The sequence below is a fragment of the Cobetia crustatorum genome, assembly GCF_000591415.1.
GTDB classification, from domain to species: Bacteria; Pseudomonadota; Gammaproteobacteria; order Pseudomonadales; family Halomonadaceae; genus Cobetia; species Cobetia crustatorum.
On sequence record NZ_JEMF01000074.1, the window covers coordinates 16,136 to 34,876 of the forward strand.

Annotated in this window: 14 protein-coding genes, 1 tRNA gene and 2 pseudogenes; 7 read left to right on the forward strand and 10 right to left on the reverse strand. The window is 58.1% G+C overall.

Going from position 1 to position 18,741, the window contains the following annotated elements; translation table 11 throughout:
- Positions 1 to 31 precede the first annotated feature (31 nt).
- Genes BF12_RS0113955 through BF12_RS0113965 form a run of 3 tightly spaced genes read left to right on the forward strand, consistent with a single transcriptional unit; the run spans position 32 to position 1,921 of the window.
- Positions 32 to 406 (forward strand): translation initiation factor Sui1, encoded by a 375-nt coding sequence (locus tag BF12_RS0113955; protein ID WP_024952806.1) that lies wholly within the window; start codon positions 32 to 34, stop codon positions 404 to 406.
- Positions 407 to 449: 43 nt separating this feature from the next.
- Positions 450 to 947, forward strand: a complete 498-nt coding sequence (locus BF12_RS0113960; protein ID WP_024952807.1) for a YbaY family lipoprotein — start codon at positions 450 to 452, stop codon at positions 945 to 947.
- A gap of 53 nt (positions 948 to 1,000) precedes the next feature.
- On the forward strand, positions 1,001 to 1,921 hold the full coding sequence (locus tag BF12_RS0113965) for a nuclease-related domain-containing protein (RefSeq protein ID WP_024952808.1): 921 nt from the start codon (positions 1,001 to 1,003) through the stop codon (positions 1,919 to 1,921).
- A 142-nt stretch (positions 1,922 to 2,063) separates the two neighbouring features.
- Here the strand turns inward: BF12_RS0113965 and BF12_RS0113970 are convergent, their stop codons facing one another.
- The 6 genes and pseudogenes from BF12_RS0113970 to glnA form a co-directional block, all read right to left on the reverse strand.
- Positions 2,064 to 2,474, reverse strand: a complete 411-nt coding sequence (locus BF12_RS0113970; RefSeq protein WP_248623725.1) for a BCCT family transporter — start codon at positions 2,472 to 2,474, stop codon at positions 2,064 to 2,066.
- Positions 2,475 to 2,646: 172 nt separating this feature from the next.
- Positions 2,647 to 3,983, reverse strand: a pseudogene (locus BF12_RS20275) (deoxyguanosinetriphosphate triphosphohydrolase).
- Between the two features lie 192 nt (positions 3,984 to 4,175).
- Positions 4,176 to 5,585, reverse strand: a complete 1,410-nt coding sequence (gene glnG / locus BF12_RS0113980) for a nitrogen regulation protein NR(I) (protein WP_024952810.1) — start codon at positions 5,583 to 5,585, stop codon at positions 4,176 to 4,178.
- Positions 5,582 to 6,664, reverse strand: a complete 1,083-nt coding sequence (glnL, locus tag BF12_RS0113985) for a nitrogen regulation protein NR(II) (protein WP_024952811.1) — start codon at positions 6,662 to 6,664, stop codon at positions 5,582 to 5,584. Before glnL ends, glnG begins: the two co-directional genes overlap by 4 nt.
- A 277-nt stretch (positions 6,665 to 6,941) precedes the next feature.
- Positions 6,942 to 7,643: a DUF4124 domain-containing protein gene (locus BF12_RS0113990; protein WP_024952812.1), complete on the reverse strand. Its 702-nt coding sequence runs from the start codon at positions 7,641 to 7,643 to the stop codon at positions 6,942 to 6,944.
- A gap of 351 nt (positions 7,644 to 7,994) precedes the next feature.
- Positions 7,995 to 9,401 carry a glutamate--ammonia ligase gene (gene glnA / locus BF12_RS0113995; RefSeq protein WP_024952813.1) on the reverse strand — a complete coding sequence of 469 codons (1,407 nt, stop codon included), beginning with the start codon at positions 9,399 to 9,401 and terminating at the stop codon, positions 7,995 to 7,997.
- Between the two features lie 628 nt (positions 9,402 to 10,029).
- On the opposite strand from glnA, the gene typA reads away from it, so the two are divergent.
- The 3 genes from typA to rnk all read left to right on the forward strand — a co-directional run bounded on the left by typA (position 10,030) and on the right by rnk (position 13,920).
- A complete protein-coding gene (gene typA / locus BF12_RS0114000) occupies positions 10,030 to 11,838 on the forward strand; it encodes a translational GTPase TypA (RefSeq protein ID WP_024952814.1) in 1,809 nt (602 codons plus the stop codon).
- 622 nt (positions 11,839 to 12,460) lie between these two features.
- Positions 12,461 to 13,351 carry a WYL domain-containing protein gene (locus tag BF12_RS0114005; RefSeq protein ID WP_024952815.1) on the forward strand — a complete coding sequence of 297 codons (891 nt, stop codon included), beginning with the start codon at positions 12,461 to 12,463 and terminating at the stop codon, positions 13,349 to 13,351.
- Between the two features lie 155 nt (positions 13,352 to 13,506).
- Positions 13,507 to 13,920 carry a nucleoside diphosphate kinase regulator gene (gene rnk / locus BF12_RS0114010; RefSeq protein ID WP_024952816.1) on the forward strand — a complete coding sequence of 138 codons (414 nt, stop codon included), beginning with the start codon at positions 13,507 to 13,509 and terminating at the stop codon, positions 13,918 to 13,920.
- 46 nt (positions 13,921 to 13,966) lie between these two features.
- Here rnk and BF12_RS23225 read toward each other — a convergent pair whose 3' ends face one another.
- The 3 genes from BF12_RS23225 to BF12_RS0114020 all read right to left on the reverse strand — a co-directional run bounded on the left by BF12_RS23225 (position 13,967) and on the right by BF12_RS0114020 (position 15,920).
- Entirely contained in the window at positions 13,967 to 14,740 is a 774-nt protein-coding gene (locus tag BF12_RS23225; RefSeq protein WP_282705511.1) for an aldehyde dehydrogenase family protein, read from the reverse strand.
- Positions 14,737 to 15,576, reverse strand: coding sequence for an aldehyde dehydrogenase family protein (locus BF12_RS20280; RefSeq protein WP_282705512.1), 840 nt, complete (start codon positions 15,574 to 15,576; stop codon positions 14,737 to 14,739). Before BF12_RS20280 ends, BF12_RS23225 begins: the two co-directional genes overlap by 4 nt.
- A 267-nt stretch (positions 15,577 to 15,843) precedes the next feature.
- Positions 15,844 to 15,920: transfer RNA gene (locus tag BF12_RS0114020), tRNA-Arg, on the reverse strand.
- A 142-nt stretch (positions 15,921 to 16,062) separates the two neighbouring features.
- On the opposite strand from BF12_RS0114020, the gene BF12_RS0114025 reads away from it, so the two are divergent.
- The gene (locus BF12_RS0114025) at positions 16,063 to 16,605 is read left to right on the forward strand and encodes a c-type cytochrome (RefSeq protein ID WP_051511018.1); all 543 of its coding nucleotides are present in this window, start codon (positions 16,063 to 16,065) and stop codon (positions 16,603 to 16,605) included.
- Between the two features lie 13 nt (positions 16,606 to 16,618).
- Here BF12_RS0114025 and rep read toward each other — a convergent pair.
- A pseudogene (gene rep / locus BF12_RS20285) lies at positions 16,619 to 18,696 on the reverse strand (DNA helicase Rep).
- Positions 18,697 to 18,741: the final 45 nt, after the last annotated feature.

Consider the following 18,741-nt stretch of genomic DNA (forward strand, 5'->3'; position numbering starts at 1 on the left):
TCTCTTAATTGTCGTTACATCAGGAGTCATCATGGCCTCGCTCAAGGACCAGCTATCCGGGCTTGTCTATTCCACCGAACATGGCGCAACCTGCCCTGAATGCCGGCGCGCCGAGGCAGAGTGCGAGTGTGCTGACCTAGCCGAGCGTGAACGGCTGGAGAATCTCGATGGTGTAGTGCGTATTCGCCGTGAAACCAGCGGCCGCAAGGGCAAGGGTGTCACCACCGTGACGGGAATTCCGCTCGCAGAGAAGGAACTCAAGTCCCTCGCCAAGACTCTCAAGCAACGATGCGGTACCGGCGGTAGCCTCAAGGACGGCATCGTGGAGATTCAAGGCGATCATCGCGATACGCTCAAGACCGAACTCACGCGACTGGGCTATACCGTCAAGTTAGCCGGCGGCTGAGCTGCACACGCCATCTTTCTCACGAGACTCAAAAGGGATTTACATGCCGCATTCAGACACACAACGTCTTTCACGCTCGGTCCGTAATACCGCACCAACTCGCGCCATCAGCATTATCTCGGCGCGTGCGGTCACCCTCACGGCGCTGCTGGTCGGAGTATTGGGTCTGAGTGGCTGCATGACAGGCCCGGACTTCACGCAGCTGGAAGCACGTGTGGTGCCGCAGAAAACCTTCAGCGCACCAGCCGATGCCCAGCTTGAAGTGCGACTGGTGGATGTCTCCAAAGCAGACGCACCCGCCGGCCTGATTGCCAGCACGCGCTATGGTGGCCTGCGTCAGGGGCCTTTCCCGGTCAGCCTGCAGTACGATCGCAATGCCATCGAGGAAGGGCACCGCTATGCATTGCAGGCAGATGTACGCAGTGAGGGGCAGCTTTACTGGATCAACGACACGGCAGTCCCGGTACTGGGTGCCGACAGCACGTCAGAGCGCGAGGTCGAGATTCCCCTCGTGCCATTGCCACGCGCACTGGGGCATTGAGCCGTCCCTCTCCCTGCATTACCCGCTCTCTTCTTGCTAGATAGGACAACACCATGCAATGGCTGGAATATTTGCTCCCCGTCTTCTTCCTGACACCACTGGGCGCCATCGCGCTGGTGGTGCTGGGCATGCGCGGCCTGCATGAACGGCGTATCCAGTCACCGCTCACCCGCCGCCAGCTGCGTGAACCAGGCCAGAGCCTGCGCGACCGCCTGGATGATGCCTTCCAGGCGCTATTCCTCGATGGCGCGCTGGGGCCACTGATCACGCTCAGCCCGCTAGTCTATGGCATGGGGCGCATGGTGTTCGGCGAGCAACAGAACTGGCTGGAGTGGTCAGGCTACGGACTAGCCTGCGCACTGTTCGTGCTGATCTTTGCCCTGCGCCTGACGCGTCACTTCCAGCGTATCCGCAAGCTCAAGCTAGGTTTGGCCTGCGAGCTTTCCATCGGACAGGAACTGGACCAGCTGATACGTCCGGAACAGCTCACCAGTGTGGTCTATCACGATGTACCCGCCGATGGCTTCCATATTGATCATCTAGTGGTGACACCGGCCGGCGCTTACGCTATCCGCACCAAAGCCCGCTCACGGCCACTGGATGCCTTGGGTGCGATAAAGAATGAGGTCAAGCTGAAGGATGGCCGCCTGTACTTCCCGGGTAGCCGCGAGCGCAAGCCGCTACGCGAGACCCGTATCGCCCGCGATTGGACAGCCGCTTGGCTAAAGCGCGAGTGTGGGGTCGAGGTTCCGGTACATGGTGTGCTGGCACTGCCCGGTTGGCAGATCATCCCGCAAGGTGAACAGCGCAAGGGCGACCCTGATGTCGTCAATGGTGAGGGGCTGGCCGAGTGGCTGAACACTCATTGCATGGCGCCAGAAGCTGGCTGCCCGAAGCTAGATGAGCCGCTCAAGCAACGCATCAATGAGGCAATTCTCGATCGCGTGCAGGCCGAGCGTCTCGCAAACATCTAGCAACCAGGACAGCGCCTGAGACAGCTTCGTCTTGATAGAAAAAAGCCCTCGATGCCAATGAACTGCACCCCGAAAGTTGGATACCCATCCAACCTTCGGGGTGCAGTTCATTGGGGTGGCTTTCAATACCTTGTCACTGAGATCACAGTCGTGAAAGGCGGCTATGCGGGTCTCCTTCAATATGATCCTTCGGGCCATCTGCAGTCGGCTTACCGGCAGCAGGGATATCGCTTTCCGGCAACTCCCAGCTACCATCCTCGCTCCAGGGGTCATCTGCTGGGAATTCCTCGATATTGATCTCTTTCACCGAGTAATCCGGCTGATAACGTAGGTCATAATGCGCCGCACGCACGATGGAGATACACAGCAGTACGGCGACAAGTAGCAGCGGAACACCACCGATGATCGAGGCAGTCTGCAGGGTATCCAGCCCACCGACAAACATCAGTACGATTGGCATGAAGGACAGCGCAAAGGCCCAGAACAAACGATTCCAGCGCATCGGTTCCTCATCCACTTCCTTCTGTACTACAGCCGCGAGGATGTACGACATGACCATCGTTTAATCATGGATTGTCGGAGAGCAGCCTTGCGCCACCTCCGTACAATCCTAGTACAACACTTTGATAGTTTCCGTAAAGTTAATTCAAGCTACTGTTAGCATAATTTTTACGGGCATCGCGTCGCTGCTACATCACGATGCCACCAAATCCCAAGCGTATGTTTTACTCACTCCGCAGGCGTCCTCCCATCTCCTGCGCGAGATCAACGGCAAAGTGATCCGTCATGCCACCGATGAAATCGAGCATGCGCCGATAGCTGCGATAGAGATCCCAGTCACGAGTGGGCGTATTTTCCCCGATCAGCGCCAGTACCCGCTCATGCTTGAAGCTGGAACGCCCGGTGGTATGCAGCTCATGCGCCGCACCAATAAAGGCCTCGAGCAGAATACCCAGCGTGGTATAGGCACCGATTTCCAGCTTGGCCTTACGCTCGTTGCGGAAAATCTTCTGGCGCGCCAGATTCTTGGCTTCGCGCACGCCCCAGCCAAGATCAGGATGACAGAGGTCCAGCAGGTCTTCAGCGAGTGTGCCTGCGAGCAGTGCATGCTCATGCAGTACAAAGACCTCAGCGACATCCTTCACGGCACGCTCCATCGCGGCACCACGTAATGCGGCCACCTTGCGCCGCTGAGAGGTGCCTCTGGCTTCCATCTCGGCATACTCGCGCGGCTCACCGCCACTGATACCCGTGAGGATGTCGAACACCTCTGCAAACTGGAGAATGCCCATCTCGAGGCCGTCTTCCAGATCCAGCAGTGCGTAGCAGATATCATCTGCGGCCTCGACCAGCCATGCCAACGGGTGGCGACACCATCGGCCGTCGGCACGCTGTATTAGGCCGCAGCGCTCAGCAACCCCTTCCAGCAACTTACGCTCGCTCTGGTAGCAACCGAACTTGCCGCCAGCAGTGGCATGTTCCACCGTCCACGGATACTTGAGCAGCGTACCCAATGTGGCTGCCGTCAGGCGCATGCCACCGTGAAACTGGTTGTACTCAATTTGGGTGACGATCCGGAAGCCTGAGCGTTGCCTTCATAGGTAAGCAAATCAGCGCGCTCGGTCTCGCTGAGTCCGTCGAGGCGACCATGATCACTGGCAGCCTCGGCGGCAAACCAGTCACGAATGGCATATTCGCCCGCATGACCGAAGGGCGGATTGCCGATGTCATGCCCCAGGCAACCGGTCTGCACGATGACACCAAGATCCGCGGGCGTGATCCATTCAGGTAGCCGATCACGCAGCTTCTCACCGACCATCATGCCCAGCGAGCGCCCGACACAGCCGACTTCCAGCGAGTGAGTCAGGCGGGTATGGATATGATCATTATCGGTCAGCGGATGTACCTGGGTCTTGCGGCCCAGCCGACGGAACGAGCCAGCGAATACGATACGATCGTGATCCTTGTGGAATGGTGTACGCCCCATTTCACGTGGCGCAGCACCTGGCGCATCGTGTAGACGGCTCGGCTCCAGCAAGCGTTCCCAGCTCATTGATGACATCAAAAGACTCCTTGGCGATCGTCCATACAAGACAGCGAAAGCAGACGACAGAGGGCAAACACGCGCACAAAAAAAGAGAACAGGGGATTGTGGCACCCTGTCCTCTCGCTCTCCAGCTTCTCCCTCATCCCGCCTCAGCCAATCATGACCAAGGCGGGAGCAATGCACGACAATGGCGCGCGCCTGACACTGTCAGTCTTCCGCCAGTGCAGGCAACAGCACCTTGAGCTTGCGCGTCAATGTGTTGCGCCCCCAGCCCAGCAATTCTGCGGCTTCGCCCTTGCGTCCGCCGGTGTGCTTGAGCGCCGTCTCGATCAAGATGCGCTCAAAGTCCGGCACGGCCTCTTCCAGCAGATGGGTATGGCCAGCCGCCAGGGCACGGTCCGCCCACTCACGGAAGGCCCCCCGCCAATCGCCCGACGCGGCCTCGGTGCCGCTGGCGTCACGCAGCTCCGGCGGCAAATCTTCCACCATCACCTCACGCCCAGAGGCCATCACTGTCAGCCAGCGACAGGTGTTCTCGAGCTGACGCACGTTGCCGGGCCAATCGAAGCGTGTGAGGTGCTTCTCGGCCGCCTCAGTCAATATCTTGGGCTCCGTCGAGAGTTCACGTCCGGCTTCACCGAGAAAGTGGCTCATCAGGCGTGGAATATCCTCACGCCGCTCCGACAAGCGCGGCAGATGCACGCGAATGACATTCAGGCGGTGAAAGAGATCTTCACGGAAGCGACCATCTTCCACCAGCCGCTCCAGATGCTGGTGCGTCGCGGCGATGATACGCACGTCAACCTTGACCGGCGTGACACCGCCCACACGATAGAACTCACCATCGGCCAGCACACGCAGCAGACGTGTCTGGGTCTCGGCGGGCATGTCGCCAATCTCATCGAGAAACAGTGTGCCGCCATCAGCCTGCTCGAAGCGCCCACGCCGGAGTGCCGTGGCCCCGGTGAAAGACCCCTTTTCGTGACCAAACAGCTCGGATTCCATCAGGTCTTTCGGAATCGCCGCCATATTGAGCGCGATAAAAGGCTTGGCAGCGCGCGGTGAGTGCTGATGCAGCGCTTGGGCGACACGTTCTTTACCGGTACCGGATTCACCATTGATCAACACGGTGATATGCGACTGAGACAGGCGGCCAATGGCGCGGAACACCTCCTGCATGGCTGGCGCTTCACCAATGATCTCCTTGGTGAGGCCTTCCGGTACGGCGACAGGTGCCTTGGATTCACGTGAGTGCGCCACTGCGCGACGCACCAATGCCAACGCCTCATCCACATCGAAGGGTTTGGGCAGGTATTCAAAAGCGCCGCCCTGGTAGGACGCCACGGCACTATCGAGGTCGGAGTGTGCCGTCATCACGATCACCGGCAGATCGGGGTACTGCTCACGTACGCGCGCCATCAGATCAAGGCCATCGATACCCGGCATGCGGATATCGGTCACCAATACATCAGGACACTGACGCATGATGCTGGCTTGCGCCAGATCAGCACGCTCAAAGCACTCCACTTCCAGGTCGGGGTGGGCCAAAGCGCGCTCCAGCACCCAGCGGATGGCGCGGTCGTCATCAACAATACAGACGCGGGCAGTCTCGCTCATGTGTGATCTCCAGAAGTGCCGTCAAGCGGAATAAGTAGGCGGAATTCGGTATGGCCGGGGCGCGAGTCACACTCGATCAACCCCTGGTGCTGGTGCAGGATGCCTTGGGCTATCGATAACCCAAGACCTGACCCTTCGGCACGCCCGGAGACCATCGGATAGAACAGCGTCTCGCGCAGCGTCTCGGGGATGCCCGGGCCGTTATCGATGATCGCCAGCTCACAGACCAGCCGGTGGCGCTCATGACCCAAGGTGAACTGACGTCGCGCGCGGGTGCGCAGCGTGATCTCGTAATGCGGAGCTTCCCCTTCGGTCTGATCCTCACCCTGCGGCTGCTCATTGAGTGCCTGGGTCGCATTGCGTGTGATATTGAGCACAGCTTGAATCAGCTGTCCCTCGTCACCGATAACTTCGGGCAGACTCGGATCGTAATCCGCCACCATGGTGATGCTGTCGCCCTCGGCCAGCAGCAGCGAACGCACTCGCTCAGTGACAGCATGGATATTGACGGGCACCTGCAAGGGAGGACGATTCGGACCCAGCATGCGATCAACGAGGTCACGTAGACGATCGACCTCCTCGATGATGATCCGCGTGAACTCCACCATCTGGGGCTCAGGCAGATCGCGCTCCAGCAGCTGAGCAGCGCCACGAATGCCCCCCAGCGGATTCTTGACCTCATGGGCCAGCCCGCGCGTCAGCACCTTGACGGCTTCCTGCCGCGCAATCAGTGCCTCTTCGCGCGAAATCTGCATCAGGCGATCTCGCGGCTCTATCTCTACCAGCAGCTCATCGCGGCTGATCGGGGTCGCTGTGAAGTCGACCGTCAGTACCTCACTGGCCACGTTGACGATTTCGGCTTCACGCTGGGTGTAGGGGTGCTGCTCATCAAGCGCCTTGCGCAAGACCTTGATGGGCTCGGCATCCATGCCGGTCAGATGCTCTGGCGTGTGGCCTTTTACACGCACCAGACTAACCGCCAACAGTGTCTCTGCCGCCGGATTCATCCATACCACTCGCAGCTGTGCATCCAGCACCACCACGGCAGTATTGAGGTGTTCGAGCAATCGTTGGTGCATGAGTTTGTTCGCCATTCGCGGTACGTCTCCCTGTTCTGCAATAACCGCGCCAGTCTGGTGCAGGTGACGTGTGCGTGGCATCCGATGCTGTGCAGGCCATATCGCACTCCGTTCATTGCATCATTATGGTGCATTGGTGATGCGTGCTGCCATGTTCTTCACGCTGGTGGACGCATCTGCATCAGCGTGGAGAGCGCCAGAAATACGAGATTGTAGAAACAAAGAAGCCGCCCGAAGGCGGCCTGTTGATATCCATGAGCGCTCACGCACATCGCGATCAGCTCCCACCACCATTGGCGGGATTGTTAGGATTGCGGGGCAGATTGACGCTGGCACGCTGCACATAGATGACACGTGGCTCGCTGGTCTGACGCACGCGACCTGACGCATCCAACAGTTCAGCCTGAATGACATGCTTACCCCGTGCCAGCGCTGGCACCATGAAAACGCTGCTGTTCATCGCGGATTGCGACGGTGCGCCATCGACGGTTACACGCACCTTGTCTTCGGGACGCAGCTGCGGCTCTATCCCGAGACGCACCGCCAGGTTACCGGCTCGTCCTGTCGGCAATGTCTCCTCATTGGCCGGGCTCTGGATGGTGAAGCGGGTATAGCCTCGGAATCGCACGTCCACCGCAGGGGCTGAGCGAGTGCGCGAAGACGACTCGGAAGAAGCGGATGGCGCGACGCGCACCGGCGAGCGCGGCACTGACGAAGACTCCGTCGAGGGCACTACGCTCAACGGTGTCAACTTCACCTTGCTGCCTCCGGCTGGCTGGTCACTGAACACCACGTTGCCATTGGCATCCACGTGACGGTAGATCTGCGCCGCCTGAAGCTCAAGAGATACGCTCGACAGCACCAGCATCAATGCCAGCAACAGGCCGCCCACCCATCCGGTACGCGCTGATGCGCCAGACAGTGCTGTGTGTTCAGTCGCAGTACTGGCGACGTACAAAGAGGATACGAAGGGCCACATCCGAAGATTCCTGAGAGAGTCATGGGAGGCCAGAAGCCGCGAGCGGCTCCTGCGGATTGGTTAGGTAAACAAGCTGTCCTGGCTGCCAAGTTACAAAGCTTATCGCGTTGACGCCAGCATTGGATTCCCTGAGAAAACCCTTTCATCACATCGCCAGCCATGCAGGACCATCGTCTGAACGCTCCTTGAGCTCAATCCTTCAGACGACGTCATACAACATGGACATAAAAACAAAGACACAATAAAACAGGGCCATACCTCTCGGCATGGCCCTGCTGTGGTCTTCTACGCGACGCCCTGCCATTCACGGCGGGCACGACAAGAAAGACGGCGTCATCACATGAAGCGTGATTAGACGCTGTAGTACATGTCGAACTCGAGCGGGTGAGTCGCCATGCGCAAGCGCAGAACGTCTTCGCCTTTCAGTTCGATATAGGCATCGATCATGTCGTCGGTGAACACGCCACCCTGGGTCAGGAACTCACGATCGCCATCCAGTGCTTCCATCGCCTGTTCGAGGCTCTCGGCCACGGTCGGGATGGACTTGGCTTCTTCAGCCGGCAGATCGTAGAGGTTCTTGTCCATCGCATCGCCCGGGTGAATCTTGTTCTTGATACCGTCGATACCAGCCATCAGCATCGCAGAGAACGCCAGGTACGGGTTGGCTGTCGGATCAGGGAAGCGTGCCTCGACGCGCTTGCCTTTCGGGCTAGCAGTGTACGGGATACGGATGGAAGCAGAGCGGTTACGAGCAGAATAAGCCAGCATGACCGGCGCTTCGAAGCCCGGCACCAGACGCTTGTAGGAGTTGGTGGACGCGTTGGTGAAGGCGTTCAGTGCACGGGCGTGCTTGATGATGCCGCCGATGTAGTAGAGCGCCATTTCAGACAGGCCAGCATATTCTTCACCGGCGAACTGGTTCTCGCCACCTTTCCAGAAAGACTGGTGCACGTGCATACCGGAACCGTTGTCACCGACCAGCGGCTTGGGCATGAAGGTCGCGGTCTTGCCGTAAGCGTGCGCCACGTTGTGAACCACGTACTTCAATTCCTGAACTTCGTCGGCCTTCTTCACCAAGGTGTTGAACTTGACGCCGATTTCGTTCTGACCTGCGTTCGCCACTTCGTGGTGGTGAACTTCAACTTCCTGGCCGATGGCTTCCAGCGTGTTGCACATCGCAGCACGGATATCGTGGAAGCTGTCGACCGGCGGCACCGGGAAATAACCGCCTTTCAGACGCGGACGGTGGCCAAGGTTGCCACCTTCCGGAGTGGAATCAGTCGCCCATGCACCTTCATCGGAAGAGATCTTGAACATGGAACCGTTCATCTCGTTCTTCCAGTGCACTTCATCAAAGATGAAGAATTCCGGCTCCGGGCCAAAGAAGGCGGTGTCGCCCAGGCCGGTAGACTTGAGGAATTCTTCAGCGCGCTTGGCGACAGAACGCGGATCACGCTCATAACCCTGCATGGTGGCCGGCTCGATGACATCACAACGCAGCACAAGGGTGGTGTCTTCGGTGAACGGGTCGAGGAAGGCCGTGCCATCGTCCGGCATCAAGATCATGTCGGATTCGTTGATGCCCTTCCAACCTTCAATGGAAGAACCATCGAACATCTGACCATTTTCAAAGAATTCGTCGTCAACTGTGCGCGCCGGGACGGAGACGTGATGCTCCTTGCCTTTGGTGTCGGTGAAGCGCAGATCAACCCACTTGACTTCGTGTTCTTCAATCAGGGCAAGTGTCTTCTCAGCCATGGTAATTCTCCGATGGAGCCGGCGGCTCGGTTTACAGTTGGTGTCAGCGTTGTCTGTCGTTTGTATCTCTTTTCTCTCATGACCAGCGTTTTGATGCCAGTCATCAGACAGGATGCCCTAACAATGCAGCGAGCGTGCCAGAATGGCGCAACAACAATGCAACAACCATATAAGCCAATGAAAATAATGAAGAAAAACATATACAGAGAACGCAAAGAAACGCTTATCTCGATATGATTTGACCCTAGAAGGTGCAAAAAATCCTTTCTGATGCCCGCCACTGACTATTTTAGTGCATAAAAAAGGATCTCTGGTCCATTTTGGTGCATTGCGTCGTTATCCATAAATGAACATTCCTTTTGATCTGGTCAATAACGCGACGTTTTACTGACACTTCTTCGCTTTCCTGCCGTTTTTCTGTTCTTTCACAAGTTTTTTTCATCTTGAATAAAAGAAGGGAAAAGACTTGAGAGACAACCATTTGGCCGTTTCAAGCCATTTCATGACGTCTACAAGTAGGGCTCGCGAATGCGGGATGCTGGCAGGAGGCATGCCATGCCCCCTATAATGCGCCCCAAATCACAAGCGCCCGGTACGCGAGCGCCCATTTTCAGCACAGGTTCCCGTCGTGATCGAGAAACTTCGCAACATAGCCATCATCGCCCACGTTGACCATGGTAAGACTACATTGGTCGACAAGCTCCTGAGTCAGTCTGGCACCCTGGACCGCAAGGCCGAGGGTCAGGAACGCATCATGGATTCCAACGACCAGGAAAAAGAACGCGGCATCACCATCCTGGCGAAGAATACCGCGATCCAGTGGAACGACTATCACATCAACATCGTGGATACCCCTGGGCACGCTGACTTCGGTGGCGAAGTCGAGCGCGTGATGTCCATGGTTGACTCCGTGTTGCTGCTGGTCGATGCCGTTGATGGCCCGATGCCGCAGACACGCTTCGTGACCCAGAAGGCATTTGCCCAGGGCCTGAAGCCGATCGTCGTCGTCAACAAGGTCGACCGTCCGGGCTCACGTCCTGACTGGGTCGTTGACCAGATCTTCGATCTGTTCGACAACCTCGGCGCAACTGACGAGCAGCTCGACTTCCCGATCATCTACTGCTCTGCCCTCAACGGCATTGCGGGTATGGACCCGGAAGACCTGCAAGACAGCATGGACCCGATGTTCCAGGCTATCGTCGATATCGTCGAGCCGCCGAAGGTTGAACTGGACGGACCGTTCCAGATGCAGATCTCCGCACTGGACTACAACAGCTATGTTGGCGTCATCGGTCTGGGCCGCATCAAGCGTGGCGCAGTCAGCCCGGGGCAACAGGTCTCTGTCATCACCAAGGAAGGCGGTGTCCGCAAGGGCAAGATCGGCCAGGTCATGACGCACATGGGTCTGGATCGTGTGCAGACCGACAAGGCGACTGCTGGCGATATCGTCTGCATCACTGGTATCGAGAACCTCGCGATCTCCGACACCATCTGCGACAACGCTACTGTCGAAGCTCTGCCGCCGCTGACTGTTGACGAACCGACCGTCTCCATGACCTTCCAGGTCAATGACTCTCCGTTCGCAGGTCAGGATGGCAAGTACGTCACTAGCCGTAACATCCGTGAGCGTCTCGAGCAGGAATTGATTCACAACGTCGCCCTGCGTGTTGAAGAAGGCGAGACTCCCGAGAAGTTCGTGGTATCCGGTCGTGGTGAGCTTCACCTCTCCGTACTGATCGAGTCCATGCGTCGTGAAGGCTTCGAGCTGGCCGTAGGCCGTCCGGAAGTCATCATCAAGGAAGTCGATGGCCAGAAGCAGGAACCTTACGAAGAAGTCACCATCGACTGTGAAGAGCAGCATCAAGGCTCCATCATGGAAGAGCTTGGCTACCGCAAGGGTGAGATGACCAACATGAACCCGGATGGCAAGGGTCGTGTGCGTCTTGACTTCATCATTCCGTCTCGCGGTCTGATCGGCTTCCGTGGTCAGTTCCTGACCATGACTTCCGGTACAGGCATCCTGACCAGCCGCTTCGATCACTACGGTGACTTGAAACTGGGCGCAGCTGTCGAGCGTCGTAACGGCGTGATGGTATCCATGGTGACAGGCAAGGCATTGTCCTACGCACTGTTCACTCTGCAGGAACGCGGCAAGCTGATTCTCGGTCACGGCACCGAGGTCTATGAAGGCATGCTGGTAGGCATCAACAACCGTGCCAATGACTTGGTCGTCAACCCGACCAAAGCCAAGAAGCTGGATAACATGCGCTCCACCGGTAACGACGAAAATATCGTTCTGACGCCGCCGATTCGCTTTACCCTGGAACAGGCTATCGAGTTCCTGGATACCGATGAGCTGGTGGAAGTGACCCCAGTACACATTCGTATCCGCAAGAAGCACCTCAAAGAAAATGAGCGTAAGCGCGCCACCAAGTAAATGGCCCGCTCCCGGCCTCTGTCAGCATGACAGAGGCCGGCTATAGAAATGCAAAAGACCTGCCTTCGGGCGGGTCTTTTGCATTTCTATAGGACTATTTTTCTGGCACTCAAGCATGTCATGTCACAAGGTGCGTCGCTATTAAGGCTGGCAAATCAGCAGCATCTCAGTCTTTTGCTTGGCCTACCCCGCTCTAACCTCTTAAATAGAGCGTATATAAGTCTTACGGTGTTGCGAATTTAGCGACTGTGATTATTGATCGCCAAAAAATCGATGGATCTTCGGCAACAACAAAATTTCACATAAAAATAAATCTGCGCATTTTTTTTATCGGATAGAACGATAAAATCTTCACTACTGGACTCTGCGTCGCGTTCTGACGACGCAATAATGAGACACCACTTGGCACCGACTAGGGTCAGCGCACCTGAACAGGTATCTTCTGCCGGAGCTTTTTCATGAATGTCCAGCAGTCAGCAGAACTTCACCCGTTACAAGAAACCCGGAGCCGGGTCATCTTCCCGATCATCGTGGGCGCTAGCCATATATCAACATTGCAGGGCAATTCTCATGCAATGCGGCATAAGCATGCCCCAGAAGACCCGTATGAAAGGATTCAGCAATGAGCATCAAGGAACGCTTGGAAACCCTGCCGTGGGATACGCTTGCCCGTTACCGTCTGATCGAGATCATTGCCCTATGGGAAGGTCGCGTCACATCACGTCACCTTGGCAATGCATTTGGCATTGCTCGGCAACAGGCATCGCGCGTCATGAAAACCTACCGCGAAACCATTGCCGAGCATAATCTCGAGTACGACCCCGTTATCAAGGGCTATCGTCCCTCGGCGAATTTCCATCCCAAGCTGACTCGAGGAGAGGTTGATGAGTATCTTCAGCTGCTGGGGAACCATGACAATCTAAACCCGCACTTCACGGGACTTGGCCTGGGGCAGGCGAATACTGAAGCACTTCGATTACCATCTCGCAGTGCAAGCCCGCCGGTGGTGAGAACACTGATCGAGGCTGCCAGCCAGGGCGCACGTCTCGAAGTGACCTATGCCTCGCTCAACTCGCCGCAAGGTGAGGAGCGTATTCTGTGCCCACACACACTGGTCTATGCAGCAGGCCGTTGGCATGTGCGTGCTTTCTGTGAAAAACACCGGGCTTTCCGCGACTTTGTGCTGTCTCGATTCCGCGCAGTGCCGGAGCTATTCGGTGAAACACTCGATGGCGGCCAGCGCAAGTTCGATAATGGCTGGGAAACACGCGTCACCTTGCGTCTCGGCGCAGACCCGCGGCTATCACCGGATGAGCGCGGGCTGATCGAACAGGATCACGGCATGGTGGATGGCGAGTTACACCTCCCGACCCGGGGCGCGCTAGTACAGTACGTACTGCGCGAGCTGGGCATCAATCCAGATTATCTGGACGAATCGCCGCGTGCCCAGCAGCTGATCGTGCTCAATCATGACGAGATTACCGACTGGCTATTCGTCAGCTCCAGTGCCTGAACATAATACGCTCCAGCACTATCCAGCGATGACTGAAGTTTATATGATGGCTTCTGCACACAGTCCTTCACCCCTCGCGGGTGGAGGACTATTTTTTTGGTATCCATCATTGCGCTGAAACAAGCCATTGGGTGCCATCACTGACAGGAGGTCTCATGGCTACACTTCCCGGTATCATCATCAACCGCCTTGACGCCGATCGCCTCCAGCGCCTGATTGATCGGGCCACGGACGCCGATCGCCATGTGGCGGAGCAGCTGGAAGACGAGCTGGAGCGCGGCGAGATCGTCGAACCACATGAAGTGCCGGCCGATGTTGTCAGCATGAACAGTCGTGTGGAATTCACCGACCTGACCCGCCAGCAGACGCTGGTACGCACGCTGGTTTACCCGCATGCACTAGCGGATCAAGAAAATGGTCTGTCGGTGTTGGCGCCGCTCGGTGCTGCTCTACTGGGCCTCAAGGTAGGTAGCCATATCGAATGGTCCCTGCCGGATGGTAGTCAGCGTCAAGTGCGCATTGATGCCCTGCTCTATCAGCCCGAGAGTGCCGGCGACCTGCATCGCTGATATCTCAACGGGCGCGCCCCTCTCTCGCCGAACACAATGCACTGGTCTAGCGCATCAGCAGGCGACGAATCAGGCCATGAATGGCGCGCCCCGCCACACCATCGGCATAAGGGGGGTACATCAGCTTCGCTCCATTCAGCCGCCCCTTGGCAAAGACACCCTTGGCCTTGCTCAGTGTCAGGAAGCCTTCCTTCCCATGATAATGGCCCATGCCTGACGGCCCGATGCCACCAAATGGCATGTCATCCTGCGCGACATGCAGCAAGGTGTCATTCAGGCACATGCCCCCCGCATGAGTACCTTCGGTGACGCGCTGCTGCTGGGCCTTGTCGTAACCGAAGTAATAGAGCGCCAGCGGCCGGGGGCGTGCATTCACGTAGGCCATGGCAGCAGCCAACTCGTCTGCTGACCCCTCGAGCAACTTGCTCTTCATCGCTTCTGCCGAGGCATTCTCGATCGCGGGCAGGCCGACGATAGGCAGTAGAGGCCCGAAGATCTCGTCCTGCATCACCCGCATATCATCCGTAACATTGAGCAGCGCCATAGGCGGCATCAGGCGCTTTTCGACCAACGCAGGATCATCCCAGCCTGGCCCTGCGACCAGTGGTATGACCGTCGCACCTTTCGCGAGCGCATCATTGAGCGCCTCGCACAGACGGTCGTATTGACGCTGATTGATAATGCACGAGTAATCCGCCGTCTCGGCAAAGTGCGGATAGAAGCGCTTGAAGCTATCGCCCAGGGCATGCACCAGATCGTCAACCTGGTCGTCGGCGCACAGCACGTAATCCGGTGCGACACAGGTCTGGCCCGCATTCATACCCTTGCCGAAGGCAGCCGTGATGCCGCCTCTCGACGCTGTGTTTCATCCGCCATCAGCTCGCGCGACATGATGACTGGTGACTTGCCGCCCAACTCCAGCGTCACCGGCGTGAGATTCTCGGCAGCGGCGCGCATCACATGCTTGCCCACTGCCGTACTCCCCGTGAACAGCAAGTGATCGAAAGGCAGCGCCGAGAAGGCTGCTGCAACGTCGGCCTCACCGGTCACCACTGCGACCTGAATCTCATCAAAGGCGTCCGCCAGCATGGTGCGCAATGCAGCTGCCGTGGCCAGTGTGAACTCACTCATCTTGATCATGACGCGGTTACCAGCGCTCAGCGCGGTAATCAGCGGTCCCAGCGCCAGATATAGCGGGTAATTCCACGGCACGATGATGCCGACCACGCCGAGCGGCTGATACACCACTCGAGCACTGGCTGGCTGGAAGGCTGCGCTGACATGGCGTTTTGACGGCTTCATCCACCCCTTGAGATGACTACGCGCATGGCGAATGCCTTCGAAGCTGGGCACCATTTCTGCCAAGCGTGTCTCATGGGCGCTGCGGTGGCCAAAGTCAGCGCTGATAGCCGCAATCAGTGCGGCTTCATGGTGCTTGAGCGCGTCACGCAGTGCAGCTAACCAGCTACGACGTACTTCAGCGCTCGGCATGGGAGTAATAGCAAAGGCTGCACGCTGATCGACCAACAGCTGCTGCATGCGCACCTGCTCTCTCTCTGCGGTCGTCGTTGTGGTCTCTTCGTTCGTATCGCTATCAGCAGCGAACGGAGGCATGGCAGAAGCATCAGAAGGCGAGGCAGTGGCATCGTGCGGCATGGGCGTATCCGATAGTGGCAGTAGGAAACAACAGGCAGGATCAGCACAGGCGGAGTGGCCAATATGGCGGCAAGCAATGAAAACACCGATGCATGCTGTTCTAATAGCCTTCAGTTTTAGAACACTCGTTTGATTTCGTCAAAAAAAGTGCAACTTGCCCGCTCGGCATGATTTCACTATCAGCAACGTAAAAAGCCCTCACACCGTGGGGTGCGAGGGCTTTTTACAAGGGACATCATCGTGAAAGATCATGTCCCGGAATTCGTCTGGCGCGCCCAGCAGGATTCGAACCTGCGACCACTGCCTTCGGAGGGCAGTACTCTATCCAGCTGAGCTATGGGCGCGCATGCCATGACTGCTGCCAGTCAGGCGCGCTTATGGTAACGCCTTGATTCTACGTTGTCGAGATGTCACGGCAGCCGCACGGTTGCCGAGGTGCAGGGTAGCGCTATACTGGCTCGATATACTGCCCTAAAGGTGCCTGCCATGCGTGTTCGCTCACTTCCTGCTTCTATTGCATTGCTCTCTGTCAGCACACGCTCTCTTTTCATGGTGCGCCGCTCACTCATGCTCAGCGTATGCTTGGCCGGCAGTCTCCTCGGGACTGCTTACAGCACCGCCAGCCTCGCTGCAGACAACTCGCGAGAAGCGATTGCCGAACGCCTCAAGCCCGTGGGCGAGCTATGCCTCAAGGGCGAAGCCTGCGCGGGAGATACGTCCGCCGCGGGCGCCCAGCAAGCTGAGCCGAGCGACTCCGATCAGGACAGCACCGCTAGCGCAGACGCCACGATCGATGGTGAGAAAGTCTATGGTGGTATCTGCATGGCCTGCCACACTACCGGGGCGGCCGGTGCACCCCGTCTTGGCGAGGCCAGCGACTGGGAAGCACGTCTGAGCAAGGGCACCGACACCCTCTACGGCCACGCCATCAACGGTTTCAATGCCATGCCGGCCAAGGGCGGCAACCCGGCGCTGTCCGATGACGAAGTGAAGGCCGCCGTGGATTATCTGCTCGACTCCGTGCGCTGACCCTCGAGCGGTACTAACCGAGCAGGGAGCGCAGGCCCGCGATGGCATCCCGTCCGCGGGCCACCTTCTTTTCCTGATCCTGCGGCTTGTCGGCACGCCCTTCCCACTCGAGATCCTCGGGTGGCAGCTCGTCCAGGAAGCGACTCGGCACGCAGTCCATCATCTCGCCGTAGGTCTTGCGCTGCCGGGCCAGTGTCAGCACCAGCGTGCGCCGTGCCCGCGTGATGCCGACGTAGGCGAGGCGACGCTCCTCCTCCACCGTCTCCATCTCGATGGAGTTACGGTGTGGCAGCAGGTCTTCTTCCAGCCCCATCACGTAGACATGCGGAAACTCGAGGCCCTTGGAGGCATGCAGCGTCAGCAGCTGCACGCGGTCCGAGTCGTCTTCCTCAGCTTGTTGCTCGAGGATATCGCGCAGTACCAGCCGTGAAATGGCCGCCGCCACATCACCGGTTTCAGTGTCACCGACCATGTCCTCGCCGCCTTCGACCTCCTCCACTTCCTGTGGATTGCCGCTGATCGACTTCTCCAGCTGATCGATCAGAATCCACACGTTGGCCATGCGGCGCTCAGCGATCTTGGGCGCACTCGCGTTCTGATACAGCCAGCTTCATAGTCCACCTCGCGGAACAGCTCACGAATGGCGCTGATCGACTGACCAGCGTCCATCTCGCGACGCACGCGGTCCAGCGTGTGGGTGAAGCGGCCAAGGCGATCCAGCGCCCGCTCGCTCAGCTGTTCGCGCAGGCCTATCTCGCTACATGCCGCATACAGCGAGACTTCCCGCCCAGTAGCGTAGTTGGCCAGCTTCTCAAGTGTGCCAGGCCCAACCTCACGCCGCGGTACGTTGACGATACGCAGGAAGGCGTTGTCATCGGCCGGATTGATCAGCAGGCGCAGATACGCCATCGCGTCCTTGATCTCATTGCGGCCGAAGAAGGAGGTGCCGCCGGAGAGCTTGTAAGGAATCTGGTAGTGCTGCAGCTTCAGTTCCAACAGGCGCGCCTGGAAATTGCCGCGATAGAGCACCGCGAAGTCACGCCATTCGGCGCTTTCCTTGATGCGACGGGTCAGAATCTCGCCCGCGACGCGCTCGGCCTCCGCCTCTTCGTTGCGATTCATGATGATGCGGATCGGGTCACCATCGCCCATCTGCGACCACAGCGTCTTCTCGTAGACGTGCGGATTGTTGGCGATCAGGGTGTTGGCCGCGCGCAGGATGATGCCGGTGGAGCGATAGTTCTGCTCCAGCTTGATCAGATTCAAACGCGGAAAATCCTCACCCAGCGTGACCAGATTCTCTGGTCGCGCCCCGCGCCAGGCGTAGATCGACTGATCATCGTCGCCCACGACGGTGAAGGTCTGACGGTCCTGCATCAGCATCTTCACCAGCAGATACTGACTGATGTTGGTGTCCTGATACTCATCGACCAGCATGTAGTGGATGCGCCGCTGCCAGCGTGCCAAGGCTTCAGGATGATCACGGAACACCACTACCGGCAACAGGATGAGGTCATCGAAATCGACCGCGTTGTAGGCCTTGAGGTGACGGTTGTAGGCCTCGTAGATCACGGCGGCGTACTGGGCGTCTTCATCCTCGGCATACGACAGCGCCGCGCCGGGCAAGATCAGGTCATTCTTCCAGGTGGAAATCTGGCTCTGCACCGCGTTGATCTGCTCGGCGTCAGTGTCAGCCTCCTTGTGCATCAGCTCCTTGATCAACACCTTGGCATCATCGGTATCAAACAGTGAGAAGCCCGGTTTGTAGCCCAGCGTCTTCAGCTCACTGCGAATGATGGTCAGGCCGAGGGTGTGGAAGGTCGAGACGATCAGACCATGCCCCTCACGGCCCTTGAGCATCTTGCCGACACGCTCCTTCATCTCGCGCGCCGCCTTGTTGGTGAAGGTGACCGCGGCGATGTTGCGCGCCTTCATGCCGCATTCCTGGACCAGATAGGCGATCTTGGTCGTGATCACGCTGGTCTTGCCTGACCCAGCACCGGCCAGCACCAGACAGGGGCCATCAATGGCACGCACGGCTTCCTGCTGGCGGGGATTAAGCTTGGCGAGGCGATCACGGATCTCGGTCATCACGGTGTCCTGCGGGGCGAAGGAATAAGCGGAAAACACATCACA

Coding starts and splice junctions, on each gene's coding strand:
- BF12_RS0113955 (WP_024952806.1), top strand. CDS start 32: ATGGCCTCGCTCAAGGACCAGCTATCCGGGCTTGTCTATTCCACCGAA.
- BF12_RS0113960 (WP_024952807.1), top strand. CDS start 450: ATGCCGCATTCAGACACACAACGTCTTTCACGCTCGGTCCGTAATACC.
- BF12_RS0113965 (WP_024952808.1), top strand. CDS start 1,001: ATGCAATGGCTGGAATATTTGCTCCCCGTCTTCTTCCTGACACCACTG.
- BF12_RS0113970 (WP_248623725.1), bottom strand. CDS start 2,474: ATGTCGTACATCCTCGCGGCTGTAGTACAGAAGGAAGTGGATGAGGAA.
- glnG (WP_024952810.1), bottom strand. CDS start 5,585: ATGAGCGAGACTGCCCGCGTCTGTATTGTTGATGACGACCGCGCCATC.
- glnL (WP_024952811.1), bottom strand. CDS start 6,664: ATGCACCAACGATTGCTCGAACACCTCAATACTGCCGTGGTGGTGCTG.
- BF12_RS0113990 (WP_024952812.1), bottom strand. CDS start 7,643: ATGTGGCCCTTCGTATCCTCTTTGTACGTCGCCAGTACTGCGACTGAA.
- glnA (WP_024952813.1), bottom strand. CDS start 9,401: ATGGCTGAGAAGACACTTGCCCTGATTGAAGAACACGAAGTCAAGTGG.
- BF12_RS0114005 (WP_024952815.1), top strand. CDS start 12,461: ATGAGCATCAAGGAACGCTTGGAAACCCTGCCGTGGGATACGCTTGCC.
- rnk (WP_024952816.1), top strand. CDS start 13,507: ATGGCTACACTTCCCGGTATCATCATCAACCGCCTTGACGCCGATCGC.
- BF12_RS23225 (WP_282705511.1), bottom strand. CDS start 14,740: ATGAATGCGGGCCAGACCTGTGTCGCACCGGATTACGTGCTGTGCGCC.
- BF12_RS20280 (WP_282705512.1), bottom strand. CDS start 15,576: ATGCCGCACGATGCCACTGCCTCGCCTTCTGATGCTTCTGCCATGCCT.
- BF12_RS0114025 (WP_051511018.1), top strand. CDS start 16,063: ATGCGTGTTCGCTCACTTCCTGCTTCTATTGCATTGCTCTCTGTCAGC.